Here is a 19,305-nt window from a genome sequence, read left to right as displayed (position 1 = left end):
ACGGGTGATTGAAGGGGCGTCTGCCTGCCGTCGGCCGTGTACGGCGCATGACGGTGCGCGGGGCTCAGGCTTCCGGTTTGCGGTGCACCCGTGTGACCCAGTCCGCCGGTTTGGCGATCTCCGCCTTGGTGGGAAGCGTGTTGGGCGAGGTCCACACCCGGTTGAAGCCGTCCATGCCGACCTCCTCGACGACGGCGCGCACGAAGCGTTCGCCGTCGCGGTACTGACGGAGCTTGGCGTCCAGGCCGAGCAGCTTGCGCAGGGCCATGTCCAGGCGGGAGGCGCCCTTGGCGCGGCGCTGCTGGAACTTCTCCCGGATCTCGGCGACGCTCGGCACGACCTCGGGGCCGACGCCGTCCATCACGAAGTCGGCATGGCCCTCCAGCAGGGACATCACGGCCGTGAGGCGGCCGAGGACCTCACGCTGGGCGGGGGTCTGCACGATTTCGACCAGGGAGCGTCCCTCGTCGCCCTCCTCGCCCTCGGGGCGGCCGCCGGCGAGCGACTGGGCGGCCTCGCGGATGCGCTCCAGAACGGTCATGGGGTCGACGTCGGTCTCCCTCAGGAACGACTGGATCTCGCCCTCCAGGTGGTCCCGCAGCCAGGGCACGGCGGTGAACTGGGTGCGGTGGGTCTCCTCGTGGAGGGTCACCCACAGGCGGAAGTCGTGGGGCTCGACGTCGAGTTCGCGTTCGACGTGGACGATGTTGGGGGCGACGAGCAGCAGTCGGCCGGCGCCGTTCGCCCCGGCCGGGAGGTCGCGGGTGGCGGGGGCGAAGGTCTCGTACTGGCCGAGGACGCGGGAGGCGAGGAAGGACAGCAGCATGCCCAGCTCCACACCGGTGACCTTGCCGCCGACGGCGCCGAGGACCATGGTGCCGGGGCCGGTGCCGCGCCGTTCCTGCATCTTGTCGAGGAGCGGTTTGAGCAGTTCGCGGAAGCCTGCGACGTTGGCCCGCACCCAGCCGGGGCGGTCGACGACCAGGAGGGGGGTGTCGTGGGTCTCCTCGGTGCCCAGACGAGTGAAGCCCCGGACGTGTTCCTCCGAGGCCTTCGCGTGCCGGCGCAGCTCCGCGACGACGGCCCGGGCCTCGTCGCGGCTCACTTCGGGGCCCGGCCGCATGAGCCGGGTCGCGGTCGCGACCGCGAGATTCCAGTCGACCATCCCGGAAGAGGCAGCGCCACCGATGCTCGTCATGCGTCAACGGTACGTGAGTGCCCGGGTTTCGGGCAGGACGGCGAGGTGACGGAGGCGGCTCCCGGTCCCCTTGCACGGTTCGCGCGTCTCGCAGGAAGCCGACGCCGGTTCCGGGCAGGACGGGCGGTCGCCGCGCCTTCGGTTCTCCGCCGCCGCCCCTTCCCGTCCCCTCCCGGGGGCTCCGCCCCGGCCCCCGTGCGCAGTTCCCCGCGCCCCCTCCGCCGCAGTGTCCGGGTCAGCGGCAGCCGCACGCCGCCAGTGCGGTGGCCGCCTTGTCCAGGGCGGACTGGGCCGCCGTCGGGCCGGTGGTGGCGTTCGCCAGGAAGGCGAAGGCCAGCAGGCGGCCGTCCTTGTCGACGACCGTGCCCGCCAGCGTGTTCACGCCGGTGAGCGTGCCGGTCTTGGCGCGCACGACGCCTGCCGCGCCGTCGGCGTAGCGGCCGGCGAGGGTGCCGGTGAAGCCGGCGACGGGCAGGCCGGTGAGGGCCGGGCGCAGCTCGGGGTGGGCCGGGTCGCCGGCCTTGACCAGCAGGGCGGTGAGGAGGCCGGCGGTGAGTCTGCCGCGCCGGTCGAGGCCGCTGCCGTCCCTGATGTCGATGCCGGCGCCCTCCAGGGGGAGACCGAGGTGCTTCAGGCGGGCGGTGATCGCCGCGCCGGCACCGGCGAAGTCGGCGCTCCCGCCGGCGGCCAGGGCGGTGTGGCGGGCGAGGGCCTCGGCGAGGTCGTTGTCGCTGTCGGTCAGCATCCGCTCGACGAGGACGGCCAGCGGGGGCGAGGAGACCGCGGCGAGGGTGGCGGCGCGGGCGGTGGCCTTCGAGGGACCGGGGGGCGTGGCCTTGACGCCGTGCTCCTCCAGCAGGTCGCCGAAGATCCGTGCGGCGTCGGCCGCCGGGTCCGCGGCCCGCGGGGCCGGGCCGCTGGTGGAGCCGTCGGTGCGGGCCTCGTCGACCATGAGGGGGGTGACGGCCGCGATGTTCGGGTTGACGCCGATCGGGTGAATCGTGGTGCCCTCGTAGAGGGTCGTGTCGTACGACAGCGTCACCTCGCGCACCCCGCGTTCGGCAAGGGCGGCGGCGGTCCGCCCCGCGAGGTCGCGCAGGCTCGCCAGCCCCCCGGCCTCCTTGCGGGCGGTGAGCGTCGGGTCGCCGCCGCCGACCAGGACGACCTCCCTGGTGTCGGGTTCGTACACCGCGCGGGTGGTGAGGCGGTGATCGGCGCCCATCGCGGAGAGCGCGGCGACGGCGGTGGCGATCTTGGTGGTCGAGGCGGGGGTGAGCGCGTCCTCCGAGCCGCTGCCGTAGAGCCGTTCGCCGGTGGCCACGTCGACCACGGCGACGGAGCGGGTGCCGAGCGCGGGATCCCTCAGCAGCGGGCCGAGGACGGCGGCGAGAGCCTCGCCGCCGGGCGCGGGACTCACGGCGGCGGTGGGGCCGAGGCCGGTGAGCACGGAGACAGCCGGTGGGGCGGCCCGGGGTCCGCGGGGCGGCGTGCCGGCGTGGGCGCGGGCGCCGCCGTGATCTGTGCCACGTGCGACTTCCAGGGCCACGGCCCGGTCCCGCTCGGCCGTACGCTGACCCGAGGAGTCCCAGGGGCCGACGGCGGTCACCACACCCGCGGCCAGCGCCAGCCCGACGGTGGCGGCGGCCGCGGTGAACTGCCAGGTCTTCGGCCGTGCGACCCGCGGGACCTGCGGTGATTCCGGCCGGTCCGGTCGTGCGGACCGCGGCCCGACGGCCGCGGCGACGCGCGCCAGACGTGGCCGTGCGGTCTCCGCGGCCCGGGTGAGACGAGGTCGTACGGCGTCCGCGATCCGCACGACGTGCGGTCCCGCGGCCCGCCAAGGCCTCAGCTCTGGCACGACCACCAGCCCCTTTCGCGATCACCCATCTGCGTGAGGGACACTTAACCACCAGAACTACGTGCTGATCATGGAGGAGCGTCCGGTGGAGTTCGACGTCACGATCGAGATCCCGAAGGGTTCGCGGAACAAGTACGAGGTGGACCACGAGACGGGTCGGATCCGCCTGGACCGTCGGCTCTTCACCTCGACCGCCTACCCGACCGACTACGGCTTCGTCGAGAACACCCTCGGCGAGGACGGCGACCCGCTGGACGCGCTGGTCATCCTGGACGAGCCCACGTTCCCGGGCTGCCTGATCCGTTGCCGCGCGATCGGCATGTTCCGGATGACGGACGAGGCCGGCGGCGACGACAAGCTGCTCTGCGTCCCGTCGACGGACCCGCGCGTGGAGCACCTGCGGGACATCCACCACGTGTCCGAGTTCGACCGCCTGGAGATCCAGCACTTCTTCGAGGTCTACAAGGACCTGGAGCCGGGCAAGTCGGTCGAGGGCGCCAACTGGGTGGGCCGGGTGGACGCCGAGGCGGAGATCGAGCGGTCCTACAAGCGTTTCAAGGAGACGGGCGGTCACTGAGCCCTCCCGCTGCACGACGCAGAAACGGGCCGCACGCACGCGTGCGGCCCGTTTTGCCGTGCGTGCGCATACTGAGGCTGTACGGGGCAGGCTTACGGACGGTGTCGTAAAGGGAGAGCGGAGCAGGTGACGGACGCGGAGGGCCGCAAGCCGCAGTCGGACGAGGCGAGGAGCGTGTTCACGCCTCCCACCGGTGTCGCGGCGCCGGCCGAACCGGAGTCGTCGACGACCTCCGGGTTCGCCGTCCCCGAAGGGCTGGCCGCCCCGAGGAACGGTACGGAGTCCGAGACGACCTCCGAGTTCGCCGTCCCCGAAGGGCTGGCCGCCCCGAAGACCGGTACGGAGTCCGAGACGACCTCCGAGTTCGCCGTCCCCGAAGGGCTGGGTGTGGCCCCGCCGCCCCCGCCCGAGACGGAGGGGTCGGCGTTCAGCACGCCGCGCACCTACAGCACGAAGCAGCCGGCGGCGTTCACCCCGGCGAGCGGGATCCCGCTGGTCAGCCTGGCCAAGGACATCCCGTGGCAGGACCGGATGCGCACCATGCTGCGCATGCCGGTGACCGAGCGGCCGGCGCCGGAGCCGGTGCAGCGGCACGACGAGGCCGGGCCGGCCGTGCCGCGCGTGCTCGACCTGACCCTGCGCATCGGCGAGCTGCTGCTGGCGGGCGGTGAGGGCGCCGAGGACGTGGAGGCGGCGATGTTCGCCGTGTGCCGCTCCTACGGCCTGGACCGCTGCGAGCCCAACGTCACGTTCACCCTGCTGTCGATCTCCCACCAGCCGTCCCTGGTCGACGACCCGGTGACCGCGTCGCGCACGGTGCGGCGCCGCAGCCCCGACTACACCCGGCTGGCGGCCGTCTACCAGCTGGTGGACGACCTCAGCGACGACGAGACGCACGTCTCCCTGGAGGAGGCCTACCGCCGGCTCGCGGAGATCCGCCGCAACCGGCACCCGTACCCCGGCTGGGCGCTGACCATGGCGAGCGGGCTGCTCGCGGGGGCGGCGTCGGTGCTGGTGGGCGGTGGCTTCGTGGTGTTCGTGTCGGCCGCGGTCGGCGCGATGCTCGGCGACCGGCTGGCCTGGCTGTGCGCGGGACGCGGGCTGCCGGAGTTCTACCAGTTCACGGTGGCCGCGATGCCGCCGGCCGCGATCGGGGTGGCGCTGACGCTGGCGCACGTGAACGTGAAGGCGTCCGCGGTGATCACCGGTGGGCTGTTCGCGCTGCTGCCCGGGCGGGCGCTGGTGGCCGGCGTGCAGGACGGCCTGACCGGCTTCTACATCACGGCGTCCGCGCGCCTGCTGGAGGTCCTGTACTTCTTCGTGGGCATCGTGGCCGGGGTGCTGACGGTGCTGTACTTCGGCGTGCAACTGGGCGCCAGGCTGAACCCGGACGCGGCGCTCGGCGTCTCCGACGACCCGCTGTGGCAGATCGCCGCGTCGATGCTGCTGGCTCTGGCCTTCGCGGTGCTGCTCCAGCAGGAACGGTCCACCGTGCTGATGGCGACACTGAACGGCGGGGTCGCCTGGGTGGTGTACGGCGCGATGCACTACACGGGCGACATCTCGCCGGTGGTCTCCACGACCGCGGCGGCGGGCCTCGTAGGCCTGTTCGGGCAGTTGCTGGCCCGGTACCGGTTCGCGTCCGCGCTGCCGTACACCACGGCGGCGATCGGGCCGCTGCTGCCCGGTTCCGCGACGTACTTCGGTCTGCTGGGGATCGCCCAGAACGAGGTCGAATCGGGGCTGACGTACCTCACGAAGGCCGTGGCACTGGCCATGGCCATCGCGATCGGGGTGAACCTCGGTTCGGAGATCTCGCGGATCTTCCTGCGGATCGGGTCCGCGGAGAAGCGGCGGGCGGCGAAGCGGACGCGGGGCTTCTAGCGCGGGGTTTCCGGCGAGGGCGCCGTTGGGGTCCCGGCACCGTCCGGCTCGGGGCTCACCGGTGGTCGGCGGCCTCGGGGCGCGGGGGACGCTTGCGCAGTCCCCCGCGCCCCGAGGCGGTTCAGTAACCGCGGTTGTACGGCTGCTGGTTGTAGTGCTCGTCGCCGTACGGCTGCTGGGACTGCTGCTGCGGGTAGCCCTGATCGCCGTACGGCTGCTGCTGATAGCCCTGCCGGGGGGAGTACCCCTGGTCACCGTAGTGCTGCTGCGGGGCGGCCGGGGTGATGCGGCGCAGCTGGGTCGTGGCGTCGTCCATGAGCGGCTGCTGGAAGTGCTGCGGGGCGACGACCGGGATCTCGACGGCGGCGCGCTTCTTCTTCCCGCGCTCGCGCAGGTACTCGATGACGATCGGTACCACGGAGAGGAGGACGATCAGGATGAGGATCGGCTCGATGTTGGTCTTGATGAGCTCGATCTGGCCGAGCCAGTAGCCCGCGACGGTGACACCGCAGCCCCAGGCGACACCGCCGATGAGGTTGTACGTGAAGAACGTGCGGTACTTCATGCGGCCGGCGCCCGCCACGATGGGGGCGAACGTGCGCACGATGGGGACGAAGCGGGCCAGGACGATCGCCTTGGGGCCGTACTTCTCCATGAACTCGTGCGCCTTCTCCAGGTTCTCCTGTTTGAAGAGCTTGGAGTTCGGCCGGTTGAACAGCCTGGGTCCGAAGAACTTGCCGATCGTGTAGCCGACCTGGTCGCCGATGACGGCGGCCAGGACGATCAGCGTGCACACCAGCCACAGCGGCTGGCTGATGTAGTTGCCCTCGGCCACGAACAGACCCGCCGTGAACAGCAGGGAGTCGCCGGGCAGGAACGCGAAGAGTCCGGATTCGGCGAAGACGATCAGCAGGATGCCGGGCAGGCTGAAGGTCTCGATCAGGTAGTCCGGGCTCAGCCACTCGGGGCCGAGCGCAAGGGTGGTCACGGGATTGTGGCTCCTGCTGCTGGGGAGGCGGGCTGGGACTGACGGCCCAAACGTATCAACGCAGTCGTGGGGTTCCGGGTTCCACCGGCCCTCCGGGGCGCACGCAGGGGGTGGTGGTCGTGGCCCGGGGGTGCGGCCCGGGCCACGACCACCGCTCAGGAGGTGTGCCGGGCGGCGTTCGCGAGGATCGCGTCGCGCAGGTAGGCGGCGAAGCCCGGCCGGGCCCGGTCGAGGTTCCGCGTGAAGCGCTCGTCCGAGACGTACATCTCGCCCAGGCAGGTGTGCATCTCGTACCCGCAGTCGTAGTGATGGCGGGAGATTCCCCGTCGGTGCTCCTCGGCGGCGTCCATGGCCGCCTCGCAGTCGGCGGGCTCGCCCGCCTCCATCAGGGCGACGAAACGCCGGGTGAGCTCGTCGGTCTCGCGCTGGATGCGCTGCCAGTCCTCCTTCGTGTACGAGGCGGTCCGCTCCCGGGACTGGCGGTAGGCGTCGGTGTCGTCCCAGCGTTCCCGCACCTCCTCCTCGTACTGGTCGGGGTCGAAGTCACCGAAGACCTCGAACTTCTCCTCGGGCGTGAGGTTGATGCCCATGCTGCGTGCCTCCATGGCGTGCTCCACGGCCGCCGCCATCTTCTGCAGTCTCTCGATCCGGGCGGTCAGCAGTCCGTGCTGCCGGCGCAGGTGCGCGCGCGGGTCCGCGGCCGGGTCGTCGAGCAGGACGGCGACCTCGTCGAGCGGGAAGCCGAGCTCCCGGTAGAACAGGATCTGCTGCAGCCGGTCGAGGTCGGCGTCGCTGTAACGCCGGTGCCCCGCGTGGCTGCGCCCGCCGGGTACGAGCAGGCCGATGTCGTCGTAGTGGTGCAGGGTGCGCACCGTGACGCCGGCGAAGCCGGCCACCTGTCCCACGGAGTAGCTCACTTCCGCTCCCTTCTGGGTACGCACTCCACCCTGGGACCTCACGCCACGTGAGGTGCAAGCCGGTGATCGGTTCGCCCGGATCGCCCGCTCATCGTGTGCGCGCACGGGACCTGCCTCGCCAGCCGACATCGACTACTCGCTCGAGCGCGATACCTCGCCACGCATCGGTCGGACTCGACTACCCGTCGTCCCCGGGATGCCGCTCCCCCGTCGCGTACGGGTTCTCCTCGCCCTCGGCCAGGACGCCGACGAACGGCTCGCCCTCTCCCGCGAAGGTGTAGGCGCCGCCCCGGATGCGCTCGATGAGGGCGCGGGTCCACTCGGCGCCGGTGTCGGCGGAGTGGACCCAGAAGTCCATGATCTCCCCGATGTGGCCCAGCCGGCCGGGGCCGCCCTCGGGCGTGTAGTACTCGGTGACGGCCCTGCGCCACTCCCCGATCGCGCGCATCCGCTGCTCGAGGAGCGCGAGGGCCTCCGCACGGTCGAGGTCGACCATGAGCCCGAGCCCCGCCGACAGCACGTCCGGCTTCTGGTCGTAGGAGGTCAGGGCCTCCCGCAGCAGCCGGAAGTACTCCTCGGTGCCCTGCCCGGTGACCTCGTACTCCGTGCGCGGCGGGCCACCGGCCGTGGACGGCGCGATCTCGTGCGCGTGCAGCAGCCCCTGCTTCGCCATCTGCTTCAGCGCGTGGTAGATCGAGCCGGGCTTGGCGTTGGACCACTCGTGCGCGCCCCAGTACTCCAGGTCGTTGCGCACCTGGTACCCGTGGGCCCGCCCGTGCTGGCGCACCGCGCCGAGCACCAGGAGACGGATCACTGACATGTGCCCAGCGTAGGACCCCCCCGGGAACGGCCCCGGGGTCCGCCCCGCCCGCTCAGAACGGGAAGCCGCTCCGGCCGTGCTGCACCGAGATCCACTTCATCGTGGTGAAGGCGTCCAGCATGGTGTCGCCGTTGAGGCGGCCGATGCCCGAGTGCTTCTCGCCGCCGAAGGGGACGATCGGCTCGTCGTGCACGGTGCCGTCGTTCACGTGGAACATGCCGGTGTCGATCTGCTTGGCGAAGTTCACGCCGCGCTCGACGTCACCGGTGTGCACGGCGCCGCTCAGGCCGTACGGAGTGTCGTTGACGATGCGCACGGCCTCCTCCTCGCCGTCGAACGGGACGAGGAAGACGACCGGACCGAAGACCTCCTGCCGGAGCAGGGCGGAGTCGGCGGGCAGGCCGGTCAGCACGGACGGCTCGACCAGGTTGTCGGTGCGGGCGCCGCGCACCAGGGCGGTGGCGCCCTCGGCGAGCGCCTGCCCGACGACACCGGACAGGGCGTCCGCCTGCTGGGAGTTGATCACCGGGCCGATGACGGTGGCGGGGTCGCGCGGGTCGCCGGCCTTGAGGGACTTCACCTTGGCGACGAACCTCTCGGTGAACTCCTCGGACACCGACCGGTCGACCAGGACGCGGTTGGCGGCCATGCAGACCTGGCCCTGGTGGACGAACCGGCTGAAGACCGCGGCGTCCACGGCGTAGTCGAGGTCGGCGTCGTCGAGTACCACCAGCGCGCTGTTGCCGCCGAGTTCGAGGACCGAGCGCTTGAAGAGGGAAGCGCAGACGGTGGCCACATGACGGCCGACCGCGTCCGAGCCGGTGAAGGAGATGACCTTCGGGACCGGGTGCTCCAGGAAGGCGTCGCCGATCTCCGCGATGTCGGTGATGACCACGTTGAGCAGTCCGCCGGGCAGGCCCGCGTCCTCGAAGATCTTCGCGACCAGGGAGCCGCCGACGACCGGCGTGTTCTGGTGCGGCTTGAGCACGACGCCGTTGCCGAGCGCGAGCGCGGGGGCGACCGACTTGAGGGAGAGCAGGAAGGGGAAGTTGAAGGGACTGATCACGCCCACGACGCCGACGGGGACGCGGTAGACGCGGTTCTCCTTGCCGTCCACCGGCGAGGGGATGATCCGGCCCTCGGGGCGCAGCGCCAGGTGGACCGACTCGCGCAGGAACTCCTTGGCGAGGTGCAGCTCGAAGGCGGCCTTCAGCCGCGTGCCGCCGAGCTCGGCGACGATCGCCTCGGATATCTCCTCCTCGCGCTCCTCGACCAGCCCGAGCGCCTTCTCGAGCACCGCGCGGCGGGCGTACGGGTTGGTCGCCGCCCACTCCTTCTGGGCGCGGGCGGCCGCCCGGTACGCCTGATCGACCTCGTCGACCGTGGCTATCGTGATCGACGCGAGCTTCTCGTCGTCGTACGGGTTGAAGTCGATGATGTCCCAGGAGCCGGTGCCCGGGCGCCACTCACCGTCGATGTACTGCTGAGCCAGGTCGGTGAAGTACGACGACATGTGATCCCTCAATCCCTCGCCGCATCAGCGGAGCACTGATCGACTGCATGGTCTGATGAGACGTCATCGTACTTGCGTTTCACGCGAGTTGAGTTGTTCTCAGGACATGTGCAGCAGCCCCCGCAGGAGATCACGGCTCTCCGCGGGGCCCGGGCTGTCGTGCTGGAGCTCCTTGAGCGCCTTCTCGTACTGGGCCACGTCCTCGGCCTTGTCGAGGTACAGTGCGCTGGTCAGCTGCTCCAGGTACACGACGTCCGACAGGTCCGACTCGGGGAAGCTGAGGACGGTGAACGCACCCGACTCGCCGGAGTGCCCGCCGAGGCTGAACGGCACGACCTGCAAACGTACGTTGGGCCGCTCGGAGAAGTCGATGAGGTGCTGGAGCTGGCCGCGCATCACCGCGCGGTCGCCGTACGGCCTGCGCAGGGCCGCCTCGTCGAGGACGACGTGGAACTCGGGGGCGCTCTCCGAGACCAGGTACTTCTGCCGCTCCAGGCGCAGCGTCACCCGCCGCTCGACGTCCTCCTCGCTCGCCCCCTTCATGCCGCGCCGCACCACCGCGCGGGCGTACTCCTCGGTCTGCAGCAGACCGTGCACGAACTGCACCTCGTACGCCCGGATCAGCGAGGCGGCGCCCTCCAGACCCACGTACGTGGGGAACCAGCTCGGCAGTACGTCCGAGTAACTGTGCCACCAGCCCGCCACGTTGGCCTCCCTGGCGAGGGAGACCAACGACTGGCGCTCCTGCTCGTCCGTGATGCCGTACAGCGTCAGCAGGTCCTCGACATCCCTGGTCTTGAAGCTCACCCGGCCCAACTCCATCCGGCTGATCTTCGATTCGGAGGCGCGGATCGAATAGCCCGCGGCCTCGCGCGTGATCCCCCGCGCCTCACGCAGTCGCCTGAGTTGTGATCCGAGCAGCATGCGCCGCACCACCGATCCCGGCTCTCCCGCGCTCACGTTCGCCAGCCTCCCCAACGTCTTCAGGGCTCGCAGTCTGCCACTAAAACACTTCGAGCAGTACTCGCCCGGTTACGGAAACGGAATCCGACCGATCGGTCCGGTCGGGAGGCGGCACGGAACGGACACGGAACGGGCGTGGAAGGAGAAGGGAGGAGAAGGAAGGAGCAACGAGGAGACAAGGGAACAGCCGGAAGGAGGCGGGGAGATGACGGAAAAATTGGCCAACAAACCAGTACGGCAGGGAAGATTTCGGTCAACTGCACGTGCATCTGCTCTTGCATCTGCTGTACGCATCCGAAACCATGGTCTCCGCACCACCGCAGCCTCGCTACGACCGCGAATTCCCGGGAGTGCCTCGCATGGGGACGAATGGATCGACCATGCTCGAGCCGTTACGGCAGGGCCTTCCGCCGCTGAACCTCGCGGCCGCGTCCGACGCCGCCTCCTGCGCCCTCCCCGCCTGCTACGAAGCGGTCCGTGAGGCCCGGCGCTTCACCCGCGGGACGCTCGACCAGTGGGACCTGGGAGACCGTTTCGACGACGTGTGCCTGGTCGTCTCCGAACTGGTCACCAACGCCCTGCGGCACGGCCTGCCGGCCGGTACCCCGCGGCCGACGGCGCCGGACCTGCCGGTACGGCTGCATCTGATGCGGTGGACCGGACGACTGGTGTGCGCGGTGCGCGATCCCGGCGACGACAGCCCCGTCGCGCGCGGGCCGGACGACTCCTCCGCCGAGTCGGGCCGGGGGCTGTTCCTGGTCGAGTCCTTCAGTGACAGCTGGGGCTGGCACCCGATGGCCGGCGCGCTCAGCGGCAAGGTGGTCTGGGCCCTGTTCCGGCTCCCGCGCCCCGTCGGCCACCCCTGTCCCGGCGCATGACGTACCGCGGCGCCTCCGGGTGCCGCGGCTCTACGCGTGTCGACGCCTCCTGAGCCGCACCCCCTTCCGGAGCGCCCCGGGAGCCGCCCCCGGACCCCGACGGGCCGGTCAGCCGGCGACCAGGTGGTCGAACTCGCCGTCCTTCACGCCCAGCAGCATGGCCTCGATCTCCGCGCGGGTGTAGACGAGCGCGGGGCCCTCGGGGAAGCGGGAGTTGCGCACGGCCACCTCTCCGCCGGGCAGCCGGGCGAACTCCACGCAGGAACCCTGCGAGTTGCTGTGCCGGCTCTTCTGCCAGGCCACACCGTCCAGCCTGGTGGCCGCCATGCCGTTGTACACGCCGGATGCATCGGCACCGTCGTACCCGTCACCGTCGTACACGTCGTGGTCCACAGGTCGCTCCCCGCTGGTGCACTGGCTGGTGTGGCCATTGATGCAGTGGTCAACTGACCCGGATCATAGCTTTGTTCATGTGCCGATGCATGAGCAGATGCACGTGCACGCGGGGTGTTCCCGCAGTTACCGCCTCGACGGCCGAGCAGTGCCCGCTTTGACGGACGCTTTACCGAACCCGCTCCCTGAGAGACGCGAACGAGGGCCTTTGTGTTCCCTCGTATCCCTTTCTGTTCGTCCTGTGCTCTCCCCGCGCGCCGACCCATCGGCGCCCCGTGAGCATGTGGTGCGAGGTGTGTCACGGAGGCTGGTGGTGTTCCGGTCGGGTCCTGTTAGCTGACGGCGACCGTCCGGCCGATGGGGCCGGCCGCGCCCAGGAGGCTCGCAGTGACTTCGGAGGCTTCGGTGACGTACCAGCCCGTATCGCCGTCATCGCGCGGGTCGTCCGGGTCGCGCGGGTCGCGCGGGTCGCGCTCCCGAGGCGCACGGGCCGCGGCCGTGGCCGTGGGACTGGCCGGTGCGCTCTCGCTGACCGCCTGCAGCGGGGGCGGCTCCGACGGCTCGGGCGGTCCCACGACCGGTCCCGCCCCGTCCGCCACGGCGGCCACGCACCCCGGTGACGGCACCGGGGGCTCCGACGCGGGCACGGCCCCGGCGGGCGAGCTGGAGGGCAGTTGGCTCACCACCGCCGACGGCAAGGCCGTGGCCCTGATCGTCAACGGCGAGGACGCCGCCCTCTTCGCCACGGGCGGCCCCGTGTGCAGCGGCACCGCGCGGGAGCGGGCCGGGACCCACTCCATCCGTCTGAAGTGCGACGACGGCACCGAGGACCGGGCGAGCGGCACGGTCGACTCCGTCGGCGAGGGCTCCCTGAAGGTCACCTGGGAGGGCTCCCCCGGCACCGAGACGTACTCCAGGGCCGAGGGAGGGTCCCTCCCGACGGGGCTGTCCACGGCGGGGCTGGGCTCCTAGCGGGCGTCCCCGGGGCGGATCGGCGGCGGGTACGTGATGATGACCGGTGGGCACCTCCACGAACCCCAGAGGATCACTCATGCGCACCACGCCGATCTCCGTCCCCGCCGCCCTCGCCGCACTCCTCCTGCTGGCCGCCTGCGGCGGCGGGGACGGGGGCGGCGACGGGAAGCGGGAGAGCACCGCCTGCTCGGCCGACACGGTGAGCACGGAGGTCGGACCCGCGAGCGTCGCACCGGCCGCGGGGGACACCGGTGAGGTCCCCGTCGGCTTCACCAACCAGAGCGCTCCCTGCACCCTGGACGGCTTCCCCGAGGTGCGGCTGGCCGGCGCCGGCGACTCCGCCACCGTCGAGGTGCCGCCGACCGAGGGCGCCACGGCCCAGAAGCTGACCCTGGCCAAGGGCGAGTCCGCGTCGTTCACCCTCACCTACGAACGCGGCGCGCCCGGCGAGGGCGCCTTCGACGCCGAGGAGCTGCAGGTCGAACTCTCCGGCACCCGGAGCTTCCGCTGGACGTACGGCCCGGTCGCGGCCGACGGCCCGTCCGGCCACAGGATCACCGTGAGCGCCTACCAGCAGGCGGGGGACTGAGGCGGTGCCGGTCGGGGCCGGGTCGGCTCCGGCGGGCGGTGCCTTGCCGCCGGGCCGGGCGGGGCCCGGTGCCGTGCACCGCGAGGCGGAGGAGGGTGCCGGGGCCGGAGCCCCGGCAACCGACGGCAACGCGGCGGTGGGGCCTCCTCCCGCGTGGGCGAAGCCGAGTACGGGGAAGCGGTGCCGGGCCCCGCGGCCCCGGCGGGATCCGAACGGCGCCCCGGCGCTCAGGGGAGGTGCGGGCGGGACCCGACCTGTGCGTCGTCCGCCGCGCGGGCGCCCTCCTCCCAGCCCGCCGCGTCGCTCACCCCGCGCAGCCGGGTGGTCGTCGTCTCCGGGAACAGACGGTCCGTCCGTTCGGTGACCGCCACCGCGCGGGAGGTGAGGACCGGGAGCAGGTCGTCGCTCACCCGGATCTCGGCGACGGCCGCGAGACGCGTGCCCACGCGGTGCGCGTAGGCGGCGAGGAAGGACTGCCGGAAGGTCTTGGTCCGCTTGCGTCCGCCCGCCCGCTGTGCGGCCTCCGCCCTGGTCATCGCCGTGGTGGCCTGCACCAGCAGTGAGGTGTAGAGGAGTTCCACCGCCTCCAGGTCGGGGGCGAAGCCGACCACGGTGGAGAAACCCAGCGGTTCGTTCCACACGGCCCGGCAGTGGTTCGCGCCGGCGACCGCGTCCAGCAGCACCGCCTTGGCCTGCTCGTACGGCGGCTCCACCCCGATCCGGCAGGCCTGCGGCGTCTCCCCCGAGGGCTCCCGCGCGGCGAGCAGCGCCTCGTCGACGCTGTGCCGCGCCATCAGCTCCTGCGCCTTGGCACTGAGCGCCTCCGCCTCGTCCGGGAACCCGGTCGCCTCCGCCTTGGCCAGCAGCGCGCGGATGCGGCCGAGCACGCGGGACTCCGGCCGCCGGTCCCGCGGGGCGGGAGCGGCCCCCTCGTCGAGGGGTTCGAGGGCGGGCAGGCGCAGCAGCAGGCGGTACAGCTCCAGGGCGGCCGTGGCGTACGCGAACCGGTCGCCGCGCGGGGCGTCGCCCGCCCCCAGCTCGTCGAGCTGGGCCTTCCAGCGGGGCCCGCGCGGGCGGTCGTCGCGCGGCGCCTGCGCGCGGATCAGCGCGGAGACGAGCCGTACGTGGACGTCGTCCAGCTCGCGCCGGACGATCCGTACGACGTCGGCGGGCTGCCAGCCGCGTCGCCAGGCGACCGCCACGAACTCCTCGCCCCTTCGGGCGAGTTCGGCGTCGGCCGCCGGGTCGGCGGCGAGCAGGGACGCGCCGGCGTCGAGGGCGGTGTCGCCGGTGTCGTAGAGGGCGGCCCGGAAGGCGCGGTCGACGGTGCTGGACGTGCTCACGGGCCGATCGTGCCACGCCCCGGGAGTGCACCCACAACTGTCAACTTCAGGTTGACGACCTTAAGCTGTCAACTTAAGGTTGACGCATGACGACGAATCCGGTCATCAAGTCATCCGTGCGTCTCGACGACCTCATCACGGCCATCAAGAAGGTCCACGAGGAGCCCCTGGAGCAGCTCCAGGACGCGGTGCTCGCCGGTGAGCACCTCGGCGACGTGGCCGACCACCTGATCGGCCACTTCGTGGACCAGGCCCGGCGTTCGGGCGCCTCCTGGACGGACATCGGCAGGAGCATGGGCGTCACCCGGCAGGCGGCCCAGAAGCGGTTCGTGCCCAAGGAGGGCAACGACCTCGACCCGAGCCAGGGCTTCAACCGCTACACGCCCCGTGCCCGCAACACGGTCATGGCCGCGCACCACGAGGCGCAGGCCGCACGCAACGCCGAGGGCCTGCCCGAGCACCTGGTCCTCGGCCTGCTGGCCGAGCCGCAGGGCCTGGCCGTCAAGGCGATCACCGAGCAGGGCGTCACCGTGCGGGCGGTCGCCGGGGCCGCCCGCGCGGCACTCCCGCCGGCCGTCGAGGACACCCCCGAGCTGGTGCCGTACGGCCCGGCGGCCAAGAAGGTCCTGGAACTCACCTTCCGCGAGGCCCTCCGCCTCGGCCACAACCACATCGGCACCGAGCACATCCTGCTCGCACTGCTGGAGCACGAGAACGGCGAAGGTCTCCTCAGCGGCCTCGGCATCACCAAGTCCGCCACCGAGCGGCACGTCACCGACATGCTGGCGCGGTACGTCGAGACCCGGACGGAGGGCGGGAGCGGGAGCGCGCAGGAGGACTGAGCTCCGGGAGGCCGACCAGGGGCCGGCCGACCGGAAGGCCGACCGGCCAGAGGGCCGTTGTCAGACCCCCCTGCCACACTCGCAGCATGGCCGACCGGTGGGCGCTCGCTCCGGCCGAGGAAGGCGGCGTGGACGTCGCCCCCCTCGGTCCGGACGGGCTGCCCGCCGGTCCGGTGCTGCGGGAGGCGGACCTCGCCGAGGCCGTCCGGAGCCGTCCCGGTGTCACGCGGTGGGTGTGGCGGTCCACCGCCGAGGTCTACCCGCGCCTGCTCGCCACGGGGGTGCGAGTGGAGCGGGCCTACGACATCGAGGCCGCCGAGACGCTCCTGCTCGGCCACGAGGGGCGGTACGGGGAACCCCGTTCGGCCGTGGCGGCGCTGGCCCGGCTGCGCGGCGGTCCCGTACCGCCCGACCCGCCGCAGCGCCAGACCGAACCGGGCGCCCAGTCCTCCCTCTTCGAACCCCAGGGCGTCCGGCTGCCGCTGACGGACCTCCTCGCGGTCCACGCCGAACAGCAGCGTCGGACCGACGCGACCGCACACCCGGACCGGATACGGCTGCTGACCGCCGCCGAGTCGGCGGGGGCGCTGGTGGCCGCCGAGATGAACCGCACGGGGCTGCCCTGGCGGGCGGACGTGCACCGTGCGGTGCTGCACGACCTGCTCGGCGGGCGGTACGCGGGCGGCGGGGAGCCGCGCCGGCTCGCCGAGCTCGCCGACGAGGTGTCCGCCGCCTTCGGCCGCCGGGTCCGGCCCGACCTGCCCGCCGATGTGATCAAGGCCTTCGCCCAGGCCGGCGTCAAGGTCGCCTCGACCCGCCGCTGGGAGATCGAGTCCGTCGACCACCCGGCCGTCGCACCGCTGCTCGAGTACAAGAAGCTGTACCGGATCTGGGTCGCCCACGGCTGGTCCTGGCTCAAGGACCGGGTGCGCGACGGCCGGTTCCGGCCCGAGTTCCTCGCGGGCGGGACGGTGACCGGCCGCTGGGTGACCAACGGCGGGGGCGCGCTGCAGATCCCCAAGGTGATCCGCCGCGCGGCCGTCGCCGACCCCGGCTGGCGGCTCGTCGTCGCCGACGCCGACCAGATGGAACCGCGCGTACTGGCGGCCATCTCCCGCGACCCCGGCCTGATGGAGGTCGCCGGCCGGGAGAGCGACCTGTACCAGTCGGTGTCCGACCGCGCCTTCTCCGGCGACCGAGCCCAGGCCAAGCTCGCCGTCCTCGGCGCGGTCTACGGCCAGACCTCCGGCGACGGCCTGAAGAACCTCGCCGCGCTCCGGCGCCGCTTCCCCCGGGCGGTCGCCTACGTCGACGAGGCCGCCCGCGCGGGCGAGGAGGGCCGGCTCGTACGGACCTGGCTGGGCCGCACCTGCCCGCCGGCCGTCCGTACGGCGGACGACGCGACGGAGGAGGCGGGCATCCCGGCCGCCGAGGAGGACCAGGAGTCCGCTGCCCGCCCGTGGGTTCCGGGCTACGCCTCGACGGACGCCCGCGCACGTGGCCGCTTCGCCCGCAACTTCGTCGTCCAGGGCAGCGCCGCAGACTGGGCCCTGCTGCTGCTCGCCGCGCTGCGGCAGGCCCTGCGCGACATGGCGGCCGAGCTGGTCTTCTTCCAGCACGACGAGGTGATCGTGCACTGTCCCGAGGAGGAGGCGGCGACGGTGGCGGAGGCGATCCGGCAGGCCGCGGACCTGGCCGGACGGCTGACCTTCGGGGAGACACCGGTGCGGTTCCCGTTCACGACGGCGGTGGTGGAGTGCTATGCGGACGCCAAGTGATCAGGCCACCGGCCGGACCCCCCGTCGTTCCGCCCGTCGGGTCGGACGACCGGCGGCCGCCCCAGCCGGGAGAGCCGCCACACCGTCCGCCGGCTCACGGCCCGCCGCTCGCCGGCCGGCACCCGCAGCCCTTCCGGGAACCCGCCGAACCACGCCCGCAGCCCATTGGTTGATTGGTTCCGCACCACGGTGAGCAGCGTCCGCCCCGAGGCGGACGGGAATGAACACGAACGGCGGCCGCCGGGCCGGCCACACCCGGTTTCCCGTCGTCCCCACGGCGACGACGGTCCTCGGCGTCCCCATGTCCTCGCCGCACCGTCCCGGCCGACGACTGCGCCCGTGGGACCAGCCGTTCATGCCGTGGCCTCCCGCGGCAGGCCGCACTGATGCCTCCGTACGACGCCGCGTGGCACACGTTCTCCCACGGAGAGGTGCGGAACGGTGTCCACCGGGCGGGGCGGGGGCGACGAGGCGGGACGCCGGCGGCGGCCGCCGTTCAGGAGGGCTTGACGACGGAGACGACGGACCAGCGCAGCGCGCTCGACCCCGAGCCGCAGCGCACCACCTGGAGCCTGGCGTCGTTCCCGGCGGAACCACCGCCGACCACGCTCATGCACAGGTCGCTCGCGGCGTTGCGGATCCGGTAGGCCCCCGACTGCGGCTCCAGCCACCAGAGCTGGTTGTCCGCGGCCGGCCTGCAGTGGTACTCGGTGACCTTGGTCCCGGGAGCGACGCTGCCGTAGTCGGGCAGGTCCATGCACATCCCGTCCTTGCGGTTCCTGATGACGAACAGGCTCGCTCCCTGCGGTCCGCCGTCCGCGTCGGCCACCTCCAGGTCCCAGAGCTGGTTGTCCTGGGTGGTGGGCCGGCAGTCGTACTGGCTCACCGGGCCGTCCACCGAACCCTTGTCGAAGTAGGGCAGGTCGGCGCACTTGCCTGTCGCGGCGTTCCTCAGTTGCGCGTTGACCCGGGTGGAGAGGGCGTTGGCCAGCTGCCGGGCGGTGATCGCGGGGGACTTCTCCGCCTTCGGCGCGGCCTTGCCCTCGCCCTTCTCCTCCTTCCCGGCAGCGGCCCGGGGCTCGGCCTTCTCTCCGGCGTCCGCCCTGCCCGCGCCGGAGGGCGACGGCTCGGAGCCGGCCTTGGGCCCGGCCTCGGAGCCCGACGGGGACGGAGATCCGCTCGGTGACGCCGAGGGGGACGGGGAATCGGCCCGGTAGTCGCCGGCCGGGATGTCGTCGGACGTACCGGGGTCGAGCGTCGTTCCGCCGACGGGAGCCGTCTCGACCGTTCGCTCGTCCTCACGGTTCAGTCCGAGCACCAGGAGGGGTACGCAGATCAGCACCGCCCCCACGAGGGCGGCCGCGGCCACCATGGGTCCGCGCAGCCGCCCCGGCGCCGGTTCGTCGGCGTCCGCCTCCGCTCTCCCGCCGTCACCTTTCCCGGCCGCGACCACACCGGCCGCCGCCTCGGCTTCCGCTCCGTCGGGCTCCGCCGCCCGCCGCTGCTGCTCCTGCTGCCGTCCCTCCTCCTCGACGGCCCGGGAGCGCTGCTCGGAGGGCGCCGGCACCGGTACCGCGGCGTCCGGGTCGGCAGCGGAGTCGGGCGTGGGAGCAGGCCCGGGGTTGCGCGGTCTCAGATCCGCGCCGGGATCCTCACCCGGCGCGGGCACGGACACCGCACGGCGGACGGCCACGGCCGGTGTCGGCCCGCCGGCCGAAGGTTCATGCTGACGTGGCATAAACGCTGCTCCTCACTCACTACGACCCACCCGGCCCCTTCGGTCACAGGC

Annotated in this window: 17 protein-coding genes and 1 pseudogene; 7 read left to right on the top strand and 11 right to left on the bottom strand. The window is 72.5% G+C overall.

Annotated elements, in window-relative coordinates:
• Positions 1-64 precede the first annotated feature (64 nt).
• Both KYY02_RS12085 and dacB read right to left on the bottom strand, forming a co-directional pair.
• On the bottom strand, positions 65-1,198 hold the full coding sequence (locus KYY02_RS12085) for an Rv3626c family coenzyme F420 biosynthesis-associated protein (RefSeq protein ID WP_371237900.1): 1,134 nt from the start codon (positions 1,196-1,198) through the stop codon (positions 65-67).
• A 235-nt stretch (positions 1,199-1,433) separates the two neighbouring features.
• Entirely contained in the window at positions 1,434-3,062 is a 1,629-nt protein-coding gene (gene dacB / locus KYY02_RS12080; protein WP_371237899.1) for a D-alanyl-D-alanine carboxypeptidase/D-alanyl-D-alanine endopeptidase, read from the bottom strand.
• A gap of 79 nt (positions 3,063-3,141) precedes the next feature.
• Between dacB and KYY02_RS12075 the strand changes: the two genes are divergently transcribed.
• Both KYY02_RS12075 and KYY02_RS12070 read left to right on the top strand, forming a co-directional pair.
• Positions 3,142-3,633: an inorganic diphosphatase gene (locus KYY02_RS12075; protein WP_030828087.1), complete on the top strand. Its 492-nt coding sequence runs from the start codon at positions 3,142-3,144 to the stop codon at positions 3,631-3,633.
• 126 nt (positions 3,634-3,759) lie between these two features.
• Positions 3,760-5,517, top strand: coding sequence for a threonine/serine exporter family protein (locus tag KYY02_RS12070; protein WP_371237898.1), 1,758 nt, complete (start codon positions 3,760-3,762; stop codon positions 5,515-5,517).
• Between the two features lie 121 nt (positions 5,518-5,638).
• Here KYY02_RS12070 and KYY02_RS12065 read toward each other — a convergent pair whose 3' ends face one another.
• From KYY02_RS12065 to KYY02_RS12045, 5 genes are all read right to left on the bottom strand, one after another.
• Positions 5,639-6,505: a DedA family protein gene (locus tag KYY02_RS12065; RefSeq protein WP_371237897.1), complete on the bottom strand. Its 867-nt coding sequence runs from the start codon at positions 6,503-6,505 to the stop codon at positions 5,639-5,641.
• Between the two features lie 155 nt (positions 6,506-6,660).
• On the bottom strand, positions 6,661-7,422 hold the full coding sequence (locus tag KYY02_RS12060; RefSeq protein ID WP_371237896.1) for a MerR family transcriptional regulator: 762 nt from the start codon (positions 7,420-7,422) through the stop codon (positions 6,661-6,663).
• Positions 7,423-7,600: 178 nt separating this feature from the next.
• Complete coding sequence (locus KYY02_RS12055; RefSeq protein ID WP_371237895.1) at positions 7,601-8,242, bottom strand: PadR family transcriptional regulator; 642 nt, start codon at positions 8,240-8,242, stop codon at positions 7,601-7,603.
• Between the two features lie 52 nt (positions 8,243-8,294).
• Positions 8,295-9,755 carry an aldehyde dehydrogenase family protein gene (locus KYY02_RS12050; protein ID WP_371237894.1) on the bottom strand — a complete coding sequence of 487 codons (1,461 nt, stop codon included), beginning with the start codon at positions 9,753-9,755 and terminating at the stop codon, positions 8,295-8,297.
• 99 nt (positions 9,756-9,854) lie between these two features.
• Positions 9,855-10,691 carry a Sco1979 family transcriptional regulator gene (locus tag KYY02_RS12045; RefSeq protein ID WP_503167864.1) on the bottom strand — a complete coding sequence of 279 codons (837 nt, stop codon included), beginning with the start codon at positions 10,689-10,691 and terminating at the stop codon, positions 9,855-9,857.
• A gap of 407 nt (positions 10,692-11,098) precedes the next feature.
• On the opposite strand from KYY02_RS12045, the gene KYY02_RS12040 reads away from it, so the two are divergent.
• The gene (locus KYY02_RS12040; RefSeq protein ID WP_371237893.1) at positions 11,099-11,596 is read left to right on the top strand and encodes an ATP-binding protein; all 498 of its coding nucleotides are present in this window, start codon (positions 11,099-11,101) and stop codon (positions 11,594-11,596) included.
• A gap of 108 nt (positions 11,597-11,704) precedes the next feature.
• On the opposite strand, the gene KYY02_RS12035 is transcribed toward KYY02_RS12040, so the two are convergent.
• Positions 11,705-11,989 carry a DUF397 domain-containing protein gene (locus KYY02_RS12035; RefSeq protein ID WP_371237892.1) on the bottom strand — a complete coding sequence of 95 codons (285 nt, stop codon included), beginning with the start codon at positions 11,987-11,989 and terminating at the stop codon, positions 11,705-11,707.
• A gap of 498 nt (positions 11,990-12,487) precedes the next feature.
• On the opposite strand from KYY02_RS12035, the gene KYY02_RS12030 reads away from it, so the two are divergent.
• Both KYY02_RS12030 and KYY02_RS12025 read left to right on the top strand, forming a co-directional pair.
• Entirely contained in the window at positions 12,488-12,961 is a 474-nt protein-coding gene (locus KYY02_RS12030) for a hypothetical protein (protein WP_371237891.1), read from the top strand.
• 79 nt (positions 12,962-13,040) lie between these two features.
• Complete coding sequence (locus tag KYY02_RS12025) at positions 13,041-13,553, top strand: DUF4232 domain-containing protein (protein ID WP_371237890.1); 513 nt, start codon at positions 13,041-13,043, stop codon at positions 13,551-13,553.
• A gap of 227 nt (positions 13,554-13,780) precedes the next feature.
• Here the strand turns inward: KYY02_RS12025 and KYY02_RS12020 are convergent, their stop codons facing one another.
• A complete protein-coding gene (locus tag KYY02_RS12020; protein WP_371237889.1) occupies positions 13,781-14,896 on the bottom strand; it encodes a DUF2786 domain-containing protein in 1,116 nt (371 codons plus the stop codon).
• 86 nt (positions 14,897-14,982) lie between these two features.
• On the opposite strand from KYY02_RS12020, the gene KYY02_RS12015 reads away from it, so the two are divergent.
• Positions 14,983-15,738, top strand: coding sequence for a Clp protease N-terminal domain-containing protein (locus KYY02_RS12015; RefSeq protein ID WP_371237888.1), 756 nt, complete (start codon positions 14,983-14,985; stop codon positions 15,736-15,738).
• A gap of 86 nt (positions 15,739-15,824) precedes the next feature.
• On the top strand, positions 15,825-17,516 hold the full coding sequence (locus KYY02_RS12010) for a bifunctional 3'-5' exonuclease/DNA polymerase (protein WP_371237887.1): 1,692 nt from the start codon (positions 15,825-15,827) through the stop codon (positions 17,514-17,516).
• 44 nt (positions 17,517-17,560) lie between these two features.
• Here KYY02_RS12010 and KYY02_RS12005 read toward each other — a convergent pair.
• Positions 17,561-17,777: pseudogene (locus KYY02_RS12005) on the bottom strand (glycosyltransferase family 2 protein); the annotation flags it as partial.
• Positions 17,778-18,012: 235 nt separating this feature from the next.
• Complete coding sequence (locus tag KYY02_RS12000) at positions 18,013-19,254, bottom strand: RICIN domain-containing protein (RefSeq protein ID WP_371237886.1); 1,242 nt, start codon at positions 19,252-19,254, stop codon at positions 18,013-18,015.
• Between the last annotated feature and the right edge of the window lie 51 nt (positions 19,255-19,305).

It is taken from the genome of Streptomyces pimonensis, assembly GCF_041380215.1.
GTDB lineage: Bacteria > Actinomycetota > Actinomycetes > Streptomycetales > Streptomycetaceae > Streptomyces > Streptomyces pimonensis.
Note: the sequence above shows the minus strand (reverse complement) of the source record. Positions and strands in the feature narration are given on the sequence as shown.

Bases quoted from the DNA above. Each gene is read 5' to 3' on its own strand.
- KYY02_RS12015 (WP_371237888.1), top strand. From the start codon at position 14,983: ATGACGACGAATCCGGTCATCAAGTCATCCGTGCGTCTCGACGACCTC.
- KYY02_RS12055 (WP_371237895.1), bottom strand. From the start codon at position 8,242: ATGTCAGTGATCCGTCTCCTGGTGCTCGGCGCGGTGCGCCAGCACGGG.
- KYY02_RS12050 (WP_371237894.1), bottom strand. From the start codon at position 9,755: ATGTCGTCGTACTTCACCGACCTGGCTCAGCAGTACATCGACGGTGAG.
- KYY02_RS12085 (WP_371237900.1), bottom strand. From the start codon at position 1,198: ATGACGAGCATCGGTGGCGCTGCCTCTTCCGGGATGGTCGACTGGAAT.
- KYY02_RS12000 (WP_371237886.1), bottom strand. From the start codon at position 19,254: ATGCCACGTCAGCATGAACCTTCGGCCGGCGGGCCGACACCGGCCGTG.
- KYY02_RS12010 (WP_371237887.1), top strand. From the start codon at position 15,825: ATGGCCGACCGGTGGGCGCTCGCTCCGGCCGAGGAAGGCGGCGTGGAC.
- KYY02_RS12025 (WP_371237890.1), top strand. From the start codon at position 13,041: ATGCGCACCACGCCGATCTCCGTCCCCGCCGCCCTCGCCGCACTCCTC.
- KYY02_RS12040 (WP_371237893.1), top strand. From the start codon at position 11,099: ATGCTCGAGCCGTTACGGCAGGGCCTTCCGCCGCTGAACCTCGCGGCC.